The sequence below is a fragment of the Curvibacter microcysteis genome (assembly GCF_028649455.1).
Taxonomy (GTDB): Bacteria; Pseudomonadota; Gammaproteobacteria; order Burkholderiales; family Burkholderiaceae_C; genus Curvibacter; species Curvibacter microcysteis.
On the sequence record NZ_JAQSIO010000003.1, the window covers coordinates 142,226 to 155,920 of the forward strand.

Annotated in this window: 11 protein-coding genes and 2 tRNA genes; 11 read left to right on the forward strand and 2 right to left on the reverse strand. The window is 62.7% G+C overall.

Annotated elements, in window-relative coordinates; translation table 11 throughout:
* The first annotated feature begins 115 nt into the window (after positions 1–115).
* From lon to PSQ39_RS09315, 5 genes are all read left to right on the forward strand, one after another.
* A complete protein-coding gene (gene lon / locus PSQ39_RS09295) occupies positions 116–2,566 on the forward strand; it encodes an endopeptidase La (protein ID WP_273926492.1) in 2,451 nt (816 codons plus the stop codon).
* A 112-nt stretch (positions 2,567–2,678) separates the two neighbouring features.
* Positions 2,679–2,754: transfer RNA gene (locus PSQ39_RS09300), tRNA-Gly, on the forward strand.
* A 51-nt stretch (positions 2,755–2,805) separates the two neighbouring features.
* Positions 2,806–2,879 (forward strand) — tRNA-Cys (locus PSQ39_RS09305).
* A 369-nt stretch (positions 2,880–3,248) separates the two neighbouring features.
* The gene (locus PSQ39_RS09310) at positions 3,249–4,490 is read left to right on the forward strand and encodes a tetratricopeptide repeat protein (RefSeq protein ID WP_273926493.1); all 1,242 of its coding nucleotides are present in this window, start codon (positions 3,249–3,251) and stop codon (positions 4,488–4,490) included.
* Between the two features lie 17 nt (positions 4,491–4,507).
* Positions 4,508–5,284, forward strand: a complete 777-nt coding sequence (locus tag PSQ39_RS09315) for a WecB/TagA/CpsF family glycosyltransferase (protein WP_273926494.1) — start codon at positions 4,508–4,510, stop codon at positions 5,282–5,284.
* Between the two features lie 101 nt (positions 5,285–5,385).
* Here PSQ39_RS09315 and PSQ39_RS09320 read toward each other — a convergent pair whose 3' ends face one another.
* Positions 5,386–5,685, reverse strand: coding sequence for a hypothetical protein (locus PSQ39_RS09320; protein WP_273926495.1), 300 nt, complete (start codon positions 5,683–5,685; stop codon positions 5,386–5,388).
* On the opposite strand from PSQ39_RS09320, the gene PSQ39_RS09325 reads away from it, so the two are divergent.
* From PSQ39_RS09325 to PSQ39_RS09350, 6 genes are all read left to right on the forward strand, one after another.
* The gene (locus PSQ39_RS09325; protein WP_273926496.1) at positions 5,659–6,384 is read left to right on the forward strand and encodes a GNAT family N-acetyltransferase; all 726 of its coding nucleotides are present in this window, start codon (positions 5,659–5,661) and stop codon (positions 6,382–6,384) included. The genes PSQ39_RS09320 and PSQ39_RS09325 overlap by 27 nt on opposite strands.
* Positions 6,385–6,823: 439 nt before the next feature.
* Positions 6,824–7,687, forward strand: coding sequence for an SLBB domain-containing protein (locus PSQ39_RS09330; RefSeq protein WP_273926497.1), 864 nt, complete (start codon positions 6,824–6,826; stop codon positions 7,685–7,687).
* Between the two features lie 25 nt (positions 7,688–7,712).
* A complete protein-coding gene (locus PSQ39_RS09335) occupies positions 7,713–9,068 on the forward strand; it encodes a Wzz/FepE/Etk N-terminal domain-containing protein (protein WP_337961377.1) in 1,356 nt (451 codons plus the stop codon).
* Between the two features lie 5 nt (positions 9,069–9,073).
* Positions 9,074–10,051 carry a polysaccharide biosynthesis tyrosine autokinase gene (locus tag PSQ39_RS09340; RefSeq protein WP_273926499.1) on the forward strand — a complete coding sequence of 326 codons (978 nt, stop codon included), beginning with the start codon at positions 9,074–9,076 and terminating at the stop codon, positions 10,049–10,051.
* A gap of 13 nt (positions 10,052–10,064) precedes the next feature.
* Positions 10,065–11,336, forward strand: coding sequence for an MATE family efflux transporter (locus PSQ39_RS09345; RefSeq protein ID WP_273926500.1), 1,272 nt, complete (start codon positions 10,065–10,067; stop codon positions 11,334–11,336).
* A complete protein-coding gene (locus tag PSQ39_RS09350; RefSeq protein WP_273926501.1) occupies positions 11,329–12,234 on the forward strand; it encodes a glycosyltransferase family 2 protein in 906 nt (301 codons plus the stop codon). The genes PSQ39_RS09345 and PSQ39_RS09350 overlap by 8 nt, the downstream gene beginning before the upstream one ends.
* On the opposite strand, the gene PSQ39_RS09355 is transcribed toward PSQ39_RS09350, so the two are convergent.
* Entirely contained in the window at positions 12,213–13,667 is a 1,455-nt protein-coding gene (locus tag PSQ39_RS09355) for an O-antigen ligase family protein (protein WP_273926502.1), read from the reverse strand. The two genes, PSQ39_RS09350 and PSQ39_RS09355, sit on opposite strands and share 22 nt — an antisense overlap.
* Between the last annotated feature and the right edge of the window lie 28 nt (positions 13,668–13,695).

Sequence of the window (13,695 nt, forward strand, 5' to 3'; positions counted from 1 at the left end):
GGCCACCGCGCCGTGACGACCGGATTCAACCCATCCGCACCGAAGTCCTTGCACTTTGGGTGGGTTGAAATCCGCCGTTTGCGGACCATATTCACCAGGTAACCAAAGGATATTCATGTCCGGACAAGCTCCCCTGCCTGCCAGCCCTCTCGACCTGCCGCTGTTGCCTTTGCGCGATGTGGTGGTGTTCCCTCACATGGTGATCCCGCTGTTCGTGGGTCGCCCGAAAAGCATCAAGGCCCTTGAACTTGCGATGGAGGCTGAGCGCCGCATCATGCTGGTGGCCCAGCGCACCGCCGCCAAGGACGAGCCCTCGGTGGCCGACATGTTCTCGGTCGGCTGCGTCTCCACCATTTTGCAAATGCTCAAGCTGCCCGATGGCACCGTCAAGGTGTTGGTTGAGGGGCAGCAGCGCGCCACGGTCGAGAAGATCGACGACGCTGAAACGCATTTCACCGCCACCGTGCTGCCCTTGAGCCCGGCCGAAGCGGAAGGCGCCAAGGCCAGCGAGATCGAAGCCCTGCGCCGTGCGGTGATGCAGCAGTTCGACCAGTACGTCAAACTCAACAAGAAGATTCCGCCTGAAATCCTGACCTCGATCGCCAGCATCGATGATCCAGGCCGTCTGGCGGACACCATTGCGGCCCACCTGCCTCTCAAGTTGGACAACAAGCAAGCTGTGCTCGATTTGGCCAGCATCAAAGAGCGGCTGGAGAACCTGTACGAGCAGTTGGAGCGTGAAGTCGACATCCTCAACGTCGACAAGAAGATCCGTGGCCGCGTGAAGCGCCAAATGGAGAAGAACCAGCGCGACTTCTACCTGAACGAACAGGTCAAGGCCATCCAGAAGGAACTGGGCGAAGGTGAAGAGGGCGCTGACATCGAAGAGATTGAGAAGCGCATCAAGCTCGCCAAGATGCCCAAGGAAGCCTTGAGGAAGGCGGAGAGCGAACTCAAGAAGCTCAAGCTCATGTCGCCCATGTCGGCTGAGGCCACCGTGGTGCGCAACTACATCGACGTGTTGATCGGTCTGCCCTGGAGCAAGAAGACCAAGATCAAGCACGACCTGGGCAACGCCGAGAGCGTGCTCAATGAAGACCACCATGGCCTCGAAAAGGTCAAGGACCGCATCCTCGAGTACCTCGCGGTGCAACAGCGCGTGGACAAGGTCAAGGCGCCGATCCTTTGCTTGGTCGGCCCACCGGGCGTCGGCAAGACCTCGCTGGGTCAGTCGATTGCCAAGGCCACGGGGCGCAAGTACGTTCGCATGGCCCTGGGCGGCATGCGCGACGAGGCCGAGATCCGGGGGCACCGCCGCACCTACATTGGGGCCTTGCCGGGCAAGGTGTTGCAAAGCCTGACCAAGGTCGGCACGCGCAACCCGCTGTTCCTGCTCGATGAAATCGACAAGCTGGGCACGGACTTCCGGGGTGATCCATCGAGTGCACTGCTGGAGGTCTTGGATCCCGAGCAAAACCACACCTTTGGCGACCACTATGTGGAGGTTGATTACGACCTCAGCGATGTGATGTTTGTGGCCACCTCCAACTCGATGAACATCCCGCCCGCCTTGCTGGATCGGATGGAAGTCATTCGCCTCTCGGGCTACACCGAGGACGAAAAGACCAGCATCGCGTTGAAGTACCTGCTGCCCAAGCAAATGACCAACAACGGCGTCAAGGACAGCGAGTTGCTGGTGACCGAAGAGGCGGTGCGTGATGTGGTGCGTTACTACACCCGCGAAGCCGGTGTGCGCTCACTGGAGCGCGAGCTGTCCAAGATCTGCCGCAAGGTGGTCAAGGCGTTGCTGCTCAAGAAGATGACACCGCAAGTCGTGGTCAATGGCGAGAACTTGCATGAGTTCCTGGGCGTGCGCAAGTACACCTACGGCCGTGCCGAGCAGCAAAACCAGGTGGGTCAAGTCGTTGGCCTCGCGTGGACGGAGGTGGGTGGCGACTTGCTGACCATCGAAGCCGCCATGATGCCGGGCAAGGGCGTGATCACGCGCACCGGCTCCCTGGGCGATGTCATGAAGGAATCGGTCGAGGCCGCCCGCACCGTGGTGCGCAGCCGTGCCCGGGCCTTGGGCATCAAGAACGAAGTGTTCGAGAAGAACGACATCCACATCCACGTCCCCGATGGCGCCACCCCCAAGGATGGCCCGAGCGCTGGCGCGGCGATGGCGACCGCTTTCGTTTCGGCCATGACCGGCATTCCGGTGCGCGGCGATGTGGCCATGACCGGTGAAATCACCTTGCGTGGCGAGGTCACGGCGATCGGTGGGCTCAAGGAAAAACTGCTGGCCGCCTTGCGCGGTGGCATCAAGACCGTGCTGATCCCCGAAGAGAACGTCAAGGACCTGCAGGAGATTCCCGAAAACGTGAAAAACGGTTTGGAGATCGTCCCGGTGCGCTGGATCGACAAGGTGTTGGAAGTCGCTCTTGAGCGTCAACCCGTCCCCTTGACCGACGAGGAGGTGGCGGCTGCCGCAGCGGCCGCCGCCGCCGCTTCTGCCCCAGCGGTGCCGGCAGCGGCAGCGGCCTCGACCGACAGCCTCAAACATTGAGTCAAGCGGGGTGAAGAAGCGGTTTGCTTTTTCAAGCCAGGACGCTTCTATCACCCCAAAATGACGCTATAATTTGAAGCTCGCAACATGATTGAGAAGTGATGTTGCACATGCGGGAATAGCTCAGTTGGTAGAGCGCAACCTTGCCAAGGTTGAGGTCGAGAGTTCGAGACTCTTTTCCCGCTCCAGTTTTCCAAGAAGGGAAGTCAAAACTTCTCTTTTTTGTGGCAAGCCCACATGGCGCGATAGCAAAGCGGTTATGCCCCGGATTGCAAATCCGGTTAGTCCAGTTCGACTCTGGATCGCGCCTCCAGAATACATTTCTCATCGGTCACGATGACGCAGCCCGGCTCAGCCGGGCTTTTTTTCGTCCCTGCGTTCCACAAGGACTGTCTGGCGCCCACATCCTCTGGTCTGGCGTGTCGCCGTTCGCTGCATACACCGTGTGCAAGGCGCAACCCCGCCTCAGCCTTCCGTCGAATCCTTCACATTAATTGACGCCACCCCTTCCGGTGCACTTGAAAAAATGTGTAAAAATTGTCTGGCTAAGCTTCAGAGAGAAGCCAGCCTGACCCTTGTTCATCAGTTCGGTCTGCGCCCTGGCGGCTGCTTGAACTGCCCTTTGCGGTGATCAACGGGATCCGCATTTTTCAACATCGACCCGGAGTTCCAATCCATGAGAATGCCTGTGATGCTGGGTGCTGCCTTGGTGGCACTTGCCTGCGGCATTCCGGCAGCGGGGCAGACCCCCGTGCCAGGCCCTGTGTCGACGGAGTTGAAAAGCCGTTTGGATGCCCTGATTGCCGATGGCAGTTACAACGATGCCTTGGCCTTGATTGAGCGGGTGGAGCGCCAGGGGGCACTGCCACCCGACATGCAGCTCAAGCGCGGCATTGTCTTGATGCAGTTGGGCGATACCGACGAAGCGCGCCGAGTTTTTGAGCGACTGCGTGACAGCTACCCGCAACAGGCGGCGCCGTATGTGAACCTGGCCGCCATCCATGCGCGCAGCGACGACTTGGAAGGGGCCCGTGAGGCCCTGGCCAAGGCCGCGAGCTTGGCGCCCAAGCAAGCCAGTCACCATGAAAGTCTGGGCAAGATCCACCTTGGTTTGGCGTGGAAGAGTTTCAAGCTGGCCGCGGACTTGGACCCCAATCGCCAAGCGTTGTTGCGCAAGAACCAAGTCATTGAGTCTTTGATCCGGGACGGGGCGGTGGTCGATTCAGCACCCAAGGCGGTGTCACAGCCCGCGGCGGTATCCAACGAAGCGGTGACCGCGGCACTGCCGGCACGGGTGCCGACTCCGACGGCTTTGGCGCTTGCCGCTGTGGCTGCAGCGCCCAGTTCGGGCGCCGCGCAAGTCCTTGCAGCGCCTGCTTTGTCCGGGGCATCGCAGATGTCTGTTACCAGGACCGAGCCGTCTGCTGCACTGGCATCGGCGGTGTCACTCCGGGGGACTGAGCCAGTGCCAAGACCCGCGCCGGCCCCCACCGACGTCGGTGTGGCCTCCGCTCCTGAAGCGACGGCTTCGAACCCGATGCCCGCCGATGCGGCACTGTGCCCGGCGGCGTCCAAAGCATCTTGTTTGCAGGCCCTGGCGGCCTTGGAGGCTTGGCGGCTCGATTGGCGTCAGCGTTCGCTGACGGCTTACAGCAGCCATTACCTACCGACCTACCTGCCTGCCGGTTTTAAATCGCGCGGACAGTGGCTTTCATATAAAAAACGCGTTTTCGACGAGGCAGGGTTCATTGACGTGTCACTGAAACTCATCAGCGTCAAGGGAGTGGGTGCAGATCGGTTCAGCATTTTGGCGGAGCAGCGTTACAGCTCGGCCAAATACCGAGATCAAACCAAAAAGCGTTTCGTGCTGTTGATGGATGGCGGTCAATGGCGAATCACGTCAGAACAAAAAGACGAAACCTAGTACTCACTCATCCATTCATGCCCTCTGATAACGTTCCAGGTCCCGTGCGCTTGTTCGGGCTTGATATTTTGCCGCTCGATTTTCAGCAATCCACTGATTTATTGCTGCATGCCGCTGCCACCAAAGGCCCGAAAGTGGTGGTGACCACCAATGTGGACCACGTGGTGCGATTGAGCCGCGACGCCGAGTTGAAGGCTTTGTACGCCACCGCGGACTACACCTTTGCCGACGGCATGCCCGTGGTCTGGGCCAGTCGCTGGTTCGGCAAGCCCTTGCCATCGCGCGTGACCGGCGCTGATCTGTTTGTGGCTTTGTGCCAAAACAGCACAAAGACGGGGCAGCGTGTTTATGTGCTGGGGGGGCGTCCGGGTCAGGAGCAGCTGCTGTTGGACCGTTACGCCAAGCGTTTTCCTGGGCTGGATGTAATGGTGCGTTGCCCGCCGATGAATTTTGACCCCCGGGGCGCAGAAGCGGCGGCGATTGTGGCCGACATCCGAGCTTGTCAGCCGGCCTTTATCTTTGTCTGCCTGGGCTTTGAAAAGCAGGAGCGCTGGGCCTTGCGCCATGTGCGTCAGTTGGAGTCCGGCGTGATTGTGTGCGTGGGCGCAGCGCAGGAGTTTGCGCTGGGCCTGAAGCGCCGAGCCCCGCGCTGGATGCAGGACTCGGGCCTCGAGTGGTTCTGGCGCCTGACTTCCGACCCGGTGCATCTCTGGCGGCGTTACTTGCTACAAGCGCCGGTGTTTCTTTGGCTGGTCTGGCAGGAGCGGCGCGAACAAGGCCGCTCCGTGGCTTGATGGCGCTTGGCTGATCGCCCGCATTGACTTTGAAAATATCCATTCTTGCGGCTCATGAACTGAGCGACGACCTTTACAGCGTCTGGCAGGACCTGGCCTTGTCACGCCCGGAGTTGGGCAGTCCTTTTTATCAGCCGGGTTTTGCTCGCATCATTGGGCAGCAAGCGCTGGATTTGCGCCTGGCGGTGATCGAGCACGATGGTCGTGTTTGCGGTTTTTTCCCGCACCACCGCGACCGATGGGGGCGTTTGTCCTCGGCGGGTTACATCCTCAATGACTACCACGGCGTGATCCTGGAGAAGCGGGCTGAGGTGGCGCCCGAGGCCTTGTTGCGGGCCTGTGGTGGGCGGTATTTCGCTTTCGATCACCTGCCCTTGAGCCAGTCCACTTTTGCGCACCATGTGCGCTTTGAAACCAGCTCTCCCATCATGCAGTTGGATGGAGGCATTGAGGCTTACCGCAAGCGCCTTTCGGCCCTGGCGGGCAAGAACTCGGCCGGCATCTTCCAGTCGGTGGGCAATGCGCGCCGGCGCATCGAGCGCGACATCGGTCCTTTGCGCCTGGAGATGAACAGCCGGGACCCGGCGGCATTTGAGCGCCTGATTGCCTTGAAGTCGCAACAGTTCCTCAGCACGCTGGGCAGCAATCCCCTGGCGTTTCCCTGGATACGGGGCACCTTGGATCAGGTCTTTGCCACGCAAGCCGGTCCTTTTTCAGGGCTGTTGTCGGTGCTGTATGCGGGTGACCAGTTGGTGGCCTGCCATTTAGGCTTGCGCCAAGCGGACCAATGCCATATTTGGTTTATCACGTATGACCCCGCGTTTTCAGCTTATTCGCCGGGCTTGTTGTTGCTCATGGGCATGGCCGAGGCCGCACAAGGAGAGGGTTTGAATTTGTTTGATTTGGGCCGCGGCACTCAGCCTTATAAATTGCGCTTTCAAACCGGTGCCATTCCTTTGGGGGAGGGGGCGGTTTCCAGTCCGGCCTGGTTGGCTCAGGCGGTGCTCGCAAAGACTGCCCAAAAACGCTGGTTGAAGACTACAATTTTGGGGCGTGTTTGGCGCTCGGGTAAAGGTCTGGTATCCAGACGATCCTCTTGAGTTCGGGACTGTGTTCCACCTGGCTGGCTGGGGCATGGGGTTTTTATCCAGCGTTCGCAGGCCCTCGGCTGCGGCCACATTGACCGTTGAGAATCACACGTCCATCCTGAGTGGCTATTGAATGAATTTGTCCTTGCGTCGTCTGTTGATGAGATCCGGAAAGCTCCTGGCGCTGCTGCTCTGCTGCGCTCAGGGTTGGGCGCCGGCGGCGCCTTTGGTGTCCAACCTGCCGTTTGATTTGGCCTGGGACGGGGCCGCGGCAGCGGTGGAGCCATCCAAGCCAGCACGCGCCGTGCAGGTCGCACCTGCTGTGGCGCCGACCACGGTTTCCCGCCCGCCCGCCGTGCCGGTCGCTTCCTCAGCTCCCTCAGCTCCCGTAGCTCCCGTAGCGTCGTCGGCTCCCGTGCCTGTCACCCCAGCCCGCCCAGCGTCGGCTGCCGTGAAGCCCTCGCTTTCGGTTCCCGCGCCGTCGGTGGAGATCAAGTCCGCCGATCTACCCAAAGCCTCGCCTGCCGCCGACAGCGCGGCACCCGTGCTGGCAGCTGGCACCGCGGCCATCGGTGCCGGGGATGTGTTGCAGGTCACCGTGTTTGGTCAGCCCGACATGTCGGCCGAGGTCTCGGTGACCGAGGGCGGCGAGGTCACCTTGCCCCTGATTGGCCTGATCCGCTTGGCTGGCTTGACCTCATCCGATGTCGAAAAGCTGGTCGCGCGCCGATTGCGGGAACGTGAGTTCTTGCTCAACCCAGAGGTCTCGGTGACGGTTCGGCAAAACCGCAGCCAGGTGGTGTCGGTGCTGGGCGAGGTGGTCAAGCCTGGGCGTTACCCCATTCAGGGCCGCTTCACCGTGCTGGACCTGCTGGCCACGGCCGGTGGGCTCACGCCCAAGGCCGATACCGTGGCCTTCTTGCTGCGCAAGGGCGATGGGTCGGCCAGCGGTGCTGGTGCCGGGACTGACCCGGCGCAGCGCATCCGCATCCCGATCCGGCTGGACCGGGTCAACACCCCTGACCGCAGCTCTCTCGATCTGGTGCTCAGCAATGACGACATGGTCTACGTCGGGCAGCAGAAGTTCTTCTACATCCTGGGCGAAGTTCGCCGCCCTGGCAGCTACCCCATGGAGCCCGACCTCAACGTGATGCGTGCCCTGTCGATCAGCGGCGGCGTCACCGAGCGCGGCTCGATGAACCGCATCAACATCCACCGCCAAGCCGACGCACCCAATGGGCGTGAACTGGCGCCACGCCTCACCGACAGCGTGATGGAAGGCGATGTGATTTACGTGAAAGAACGCATCTTCTGATGCCCTGGCCGGACGCGAACACCTGATGAACCACTTTCCGGTTGGATTGACCCTCAATCAGCTCGGTGCCATGCTGAAGTTTCGTCTGCCGACGATCTTCCTGGTGACCTTGCTGACCATGCTCGCCACCACGGCGGCCGTGCTGCTGATTCCCAAGACCTACACGTCATCGTCGGAGCTGTTCATCGAGTACCGGGTGAACGACCCCATCAGCGGGCGGCAGTTTCCCGCCATGCTCGACGAGAGCTACCTGCTGACCCAGGTGGACATCATCCGCAGCAACGAGGTGATCGACCGGGTGATCGACACCCTGCGCTTGATGGACAAGCCCGGCGCCGAGAAAAGCCGCCAGCTCCTGCGTGAGCGTTTGTCCAAAAGCATCGAGATCCAGCTGCGCCGTTCCAGCCGCATTGTTGAAGTGCAGTATTCGGACCAGTCGTCCGAAGGGGCTCGCGATTTTCTGGATGCCTTGATCAAGGCCTACATGGACATCAATGTCGAGATCAGCGTGGCGCCCGCCCGGGCCCGGCTGGAGCAGTACAACGCGCAGCTCAAGCTCTTGCGCGAAGAAATTGACGGCATCCAGAACAAGCTCACCGAGTACCAGCAAAAGGCCCAGATCGTTGACACCGACGAGCGCCTGGACAACCGCTCGCGCCAACTGGGCGAGCTGTCCACCAAGCAACTGCTGCTGCGCACCCAGCGCCAGGAGTACGAAGCCCGCATGCGCGCCCTCGACGTGATGATCAACTCCGGCAACGAAGTTCCTGAGGTGCCAGAAATCGCCCAGCAGCCGCGCGTGGCCGAACTGAAGTTGCGCCTGTCCGACCTGGAGCGCCGCATCGGCGACCTGTCAGCCACCTACGGCAAGATGCACCCCAAGCTGGTCGCCTTGCAAGACGAGCGTGCGGTGCTGCTGGACCGCCTCAAGCGCGAGGCCAAGGCGGTGTTGCAAGGCATTCGCCTGGAGGGCATGCGCCTGGCCGATCAAGAGCGCGCCCTGGGCCGCAGCATGGACGAGCAGCAGCGCTCGGTGCTGGAGTCCAAGCGCCACCGTGACGTGATCAGCTCCTACCAACGCCAGTTGGAAAGCGCACAGCGCGTCTACAACACGGCGGTGGCCAAGTACGATGAAATCCTGATGCTGGGCACGGTCAATGGGACCAGCCTGTCGGTGCTGCGCAAGGCCGAGGCGCCGCTCAAGCATGCCAAGCCGCAAATCACCAAGAGCGTGCTGATGTCGGTGCTGGTGGGCTTGGTGCTGGGCCTGGGCCTGTCCTTCCTGCTTGAAATCGCGGTGCGCCGCCTGCGCTGCCTGGAAGACATGGAGCGCGGCCTGGGTCTGCGCCTGTTCGGCCAGATTGGCAAGTCCACGGTCTGAATCGCATGAAATTTGAACCTTTACTCGAGTCGCAGGCCGCCCCGGTGCCCCCGGTGATGAGCAGCGACCGCATGGGCGAGCTGTTCATCCAGGCGGGTCGCCTCACGCGCGCCCAGGTGGACAAGATCATCCAGTTGCAGGACCAGTCGCAACTGCGCTTCGGTGAAGCGGCGGTGCGCCTGCAATTGCTGACCGAGGGCGACATCCAGGCGGTGTTGGCCCAGCAGTTCAACTACGTCACGGCCTCTGACCTGCGTTTGGGCCAGGACCCGAGTTGTCCGCTGCCCATCGCCAATGCCCCTTACAGCCCGGAGGCCGAGGCGATCCGACGCATCCGGTCCGAGTTGCTGCTCGAAGGCCGTGACCTCAGCCCCCTGCAGGTGGCGGTGGTCAGCCCCGGGGCGGGCGAGGGCCGCACCTACTTGGCGGCCAATCTGGCGTTTTCTTTCGCCCAGGTGGGCAAGCGCACGCTGCTGATCGACGCGGACTTCCGCTCGCCCAAAGTGCATGGCTACTTCAGCATGAACAACAAAAAGGGCTTGTCGGGCGTGCTGTCCGGGCGCAGTGCCATCACCTTGGATGTGATGACCATGGTGCTGCCCAATTTGTACGTCTTGCCGGCGGGGCCTTTGCCACCCAACCCGCTGGAAATCTTGCAGGACCCCAACCTGTCCAAGCTGATCCAGCAGCTCTCGCTGGACCTGGATGTCATCGTGGTCGACACCCCGGCTTCGATGGATTCTTCTGACAGCAAGGTGATTGCGCGCCAGGTCGGCGCCGCCTTGGTGGTCGGGCGCGAGCACCATACCCGCATCGCTGAACTGCGCGAGACCGTCGAGGCCTTGCAGTCGGTGGGCGTGCGCATGTTTGGCACGGTGTACAACCGCTACGACGCGCGTTATGCAGCCACCGCCACCACGGTGCGGGGTCTGCGTTGGTGGCCTGCGGCCTGGCGCTGGCCGCTGCGCCGAGCCCCTCGCTAGGCAGGGGCTGGGTTTGTCGGCAAAGCCGTTTTGGACGCATTCGCTGCTGTCCATCGTGGATCAGGTCCTGCTCAGCGGCCTGAACTTCGCGGTGGGCATGTGCCTGATCCGCTTTGGTACCAAGAGCGACTACGGGCTCTATTCCCAGTTGTTTGCGGCGGCCTTGTTCGCCGTGGGCGTGCTGGAGGCCATGATCGGCAGCCCGCTGACCACGCTGGCGCCCCAGATGCGCGAATCCCAACAGGCCCTGGTCATTCAGCGCCTGCAGCGCTTTCAAGTGCTCGGAGGCTCGGTCTTGGGCGTGGTGATGGGCGCGGCAGCGGCTTGGGTGGTCGCCACGCGCGTGCCTGAGGTGTCGGCCGGGCCGGTGGGTCTGGCCTTTGCGGTGTTCATTGTCATGACCACTTTGCGCGAGTACCGCCGCACCGTCTGGTTTCTTCATGCCGACATGGCCAGCTTGCTGCGCAGTGACGGGGTCTACGTGGTCAGCGCTTTGCTGGGCGGCGGGCTCTTGATTGTCACGGAGCATGCCAATGCAGCCAGCGTGCTCGCCACCCTGAGCCTGGCCCAGGCCCTGGCTTGGCTGGCGGGGCGCTCGCCGGCCCCCGTGCCCCCGGACGCTGAGCCCGAGCCCTGGCGCCACACCCTGGCCCAGATCTGGGACAAGGGCCGCTGGGCGGTGCCAGGCACGGCCGTGGGCTGGCTGGGCAATTACAGCTTTTTGTACCTGGCGTCGGCCCTGTCGGGCGTGGAGGCCGCCGCCGAAGTCAGTGCCTCGCGCCTGTTGTTGGTGCCCGTGGGCTTGATGGTGGTGGCCTGGTCCCGCGTCGCCCGGCCGCTGGCGGGGCGCCTGATCCATGCGCGGGACTGGCGCACGCTGAACCGGCTGACCTGGCGTTCGCTGGGCGGCATCGAGCTGCTGTCGCTGGCCTACATCGGCCTGCTGGTGCTGGGCCTGCCCTGGCTGCAAACCCATGTGCTGGGCGCCAAGTACCAGGGCATCAACACCCTGGTTTGGGCTTGGGGCGCTTATTTTGTCGTCAGCGTGGCGCGCACGATTGCCACCACCTGGCTGGTCAGCATGGGGGCCTTTCGGCAGTTGTTCATCGAAGGCTGCGTGGTGGTGGTGGTCATGATGGCGGTGGCCGGTGTGCTGATCCCGCGTTGGGGCGCCCTGGGCGCGGTGCTGGCCTTGATCGTCATGGAAACGGTGGACACCCTCTTGTTGCTGGTGTTGCTGCACCTCCAGCGCCGCCGTTTGAACCGGGAGCCTGCCCTTGGCTGAGATCAGTGTGTGCGTCTGCACCTTCCGCCGTCCGCAGATGCTGGACGCCTTGCTGACCCGCCTCGCTGCCCAGCAATGCCCGCCCAGTGAAATTGTGGTCGTCGACAACGACCCGGCCCACAGCGCTTTGCCCGTGCTCCAGGCCTGGGCTGATCGGCTGCCACTTCGCACCGTGCACGTGCCCCAGCCCAACATCGCCCTGGCGCGCAATGCGGCCGTGGCCCAGGCCCGAGGCGACTGGCTGGCCTTGATTGACGATGACGAAGAGCCGGGGCCCGACTGGCTGGCCTTGTTGCTACAGACCCAGGTCGCCACAGGCGCCGACGGCGTGATGGCGCCTGTGCTGGCGCGCTACACCGAGGCCACGCCCGCTTGGATGCGTGAAGGTGGCTTTTTTGAGCGGCGCCGTTTTGCCACGGGCACTCCGGTGTTCACGGAGGACTCGCGCACGGGCAATGTGCTGCTGCGGGCGGCCATGGTCCGATCGCTGCCGGGGCCGTTTGACCCGGCATTTGGTCGATCGGGCGGGGAGGACACCTTGTTTTTCTCGCTGCTGCACCGCGCGGCGTATCGCTTTGTCTGGTGCGATGAGGCCACGGTCACCGAAGAGGTGCCAGCCGATCGCGCGCGCTCAGGGTGGATCCTGCGCCGTGCCTACCGTGGGGCCCAGACCTTTGTGCGGGTCGAGCTGTACCCACTGGCGGGTGCCCAACGCGCCTGGCGTGCCACCGTCCTGGGCGCGCGGGCCCTGGCGCAGTTGGGGGCGTCGCTGCTGCTGGCCGTGGCCGCTTGGCCGCGTTCCCGGGTGCGGGCTTTTTTCTGGCTGCGCACGGCCTGTGCCCAGTGCGGCAAGCTCAGCGCCCTGGCCGGGGCACGTTACCTCGAATACCGGGCCTGAGCTTCGGGTTCGGACCGGGAGGCCAGGTCCCCAGGCGGGGGACCTGCTGGACGGATGTCGGCGCTCTGAGCCAATCGGTGGCGGCGCAGCGAGCTGTTGACTGCGATCGACGAGAACACCACCAGCACGGCCAGAAAGTTCACCCCGCGCAAGAAGGAGCTTTCGGTGGCGTTGTGCACCAGAATCACGGCGATCAGTGCGCCATGGAACGCGGCTTCGCTGGCATCAAAGCGTGACAGCCGGTACAGGCTGATCAGGTGGTGAACAATGAAGCCGGCAAACAGCAGCAGGCCCATGCCGCCCAGTTCATTGAGCACATCCAGGTAGCCGTTGTGCGCCTGAAAGGGCACCCAGTACATGTGATCGATGATGGGCTGGGAGGCGCTGCCCTTGCCCATCCAGAAGGAACCAAAACCAATGCCCAGCCAGGGGTGCCGCTGGATCTCCTGGATCACCAGTTCCCAGATGTCAAAACGGCCGCTGATGTCCGTGCTTTTGCCCAGCAGGTCGGCCACGGGTTTGAAGAACTCATCCCAGGTGGGCAGCCGGCCTTGCACCACATAGAGCACGTGCAGGTAGATCAGCAACAGGCAGGCCATCACCACCAGCACCCGGCTGGTGACGAACTCGCTGGCCACATACTTCCAGCGAAACAGCAAGAAGAAGCCGACGCCCATCACCGTCACCAGCAGGCTGGTCGTGCTTTTGGACATCACCAGGTTGACGCCACAAAAAACCAGGGCCAGTCCAAACATCAAGGGGCTCAGCCTCGATTGGGGCGTGCAGAACAAAGCCACCCAGGCCATGGCCGCAAAGGCGTTCATGATGCCGAAATTGTTCTTCTGGTCGGTCACGCCGCGCCAGGCCCCGCCCTCCCAGGCCCCGTTGGCCATGCCGGTGTACTCGATGGCGATATCGGGGACCAGCACCACCGCAAAGAGCGACAGCACCTGGAACAGCAGCAAGGTGCCCACCGTCAGCTTGAGCCAGCGTGTGTGGCTCATTTCGCTGACCTGGAAGGCCATGCCAATCATCAGCAGGCCACCAAACTGAATGACCTTCTTGAGGGTCACCATCGGCAACAGGGACCAGCCCGTGTTCATCAGGCAGTAGAGGAACAGGGCCAGCAAAAACGGGTTCAGGCCGCTGACCACCTCTTGAAAGCGCACAAAGCGGCGCAAGCAAACCCAGCCCGCGATCAGGAACAGGGTGCTCCATTGCAGCTGGATGATGAAGTTGCCCTCGCGCAGATTGGCATCGCCCTCGGCCGCAAAGTCCCAGGACAGGCCTGCGGGCAAGAGCGCCCAGGCCAGGCTGAAGACCATCAGCAATCCCGTCAGCCAATGCTCCAAACCCGGCCCGGAGGCTGGGCCAGGGGAGGGCGTCGACCCCAGGTGGGGCGTCGCTGGCGTGTACGGGGCAGTGGCTGGCATGCAGTGCAATGGGGTGGTCAGTGCCGTG

Excerpts from the sequence above, each read along its gene's own strand:
- PSQ39_RS09320 (WP_273926495.1), bottom strand. The coding sequence starts at position 5,685 with ATGGTGCGCAAAAGTGGACTGGCTCAAGGGCAGGTGATCGAAAGCGAA.
- PSQ39_RS09340 (WP_273926499.1), top strand. The coding sequence starts at position 9,074 with ATGAAATTTGAACCTTTACTCGAGTCGCAGGCCGCCCCGGTGCCCCCG.
- PSQ39_RS09310 (WP_273926493.1), top strand. The coding sequence starts at position 3,249 with ATGCCTGTGATGCTGGGTGCTGCCTTGGTGGCACTTGCCTGCGGCATT.
- PSQ39_RS09315 (WP_273926494.1), top strand. The coding sequence starts at position 4,508 with ATGCCCTCTGATAACGTTCCAGGTCCCGTGCGCTTGTTCGGGCTTGAT.
- PSQ39_RS09335 (WP_337961377.1), top strand. The coding sequence starts at position 7,713 with ATGAACCACTTTCCGGTTGGATTGACCCTCAATCAGCTCGGTGCCATG.
- PSQ39_RS09355 (WP_273926502.1), bottom strand. The coding sequence starts at position 13,667 with ATGCCAGCCACTGCCCCGTACACGCCAGCGACGCCCCACCTGGGGTCG.
- lon (WP_273926492.1), top strand. The coding sequence starts at position 116 with ATGTCCGGACAAGCTCCCCTGCCTGCCAGCCCTCTCGACCTGCCGCTG.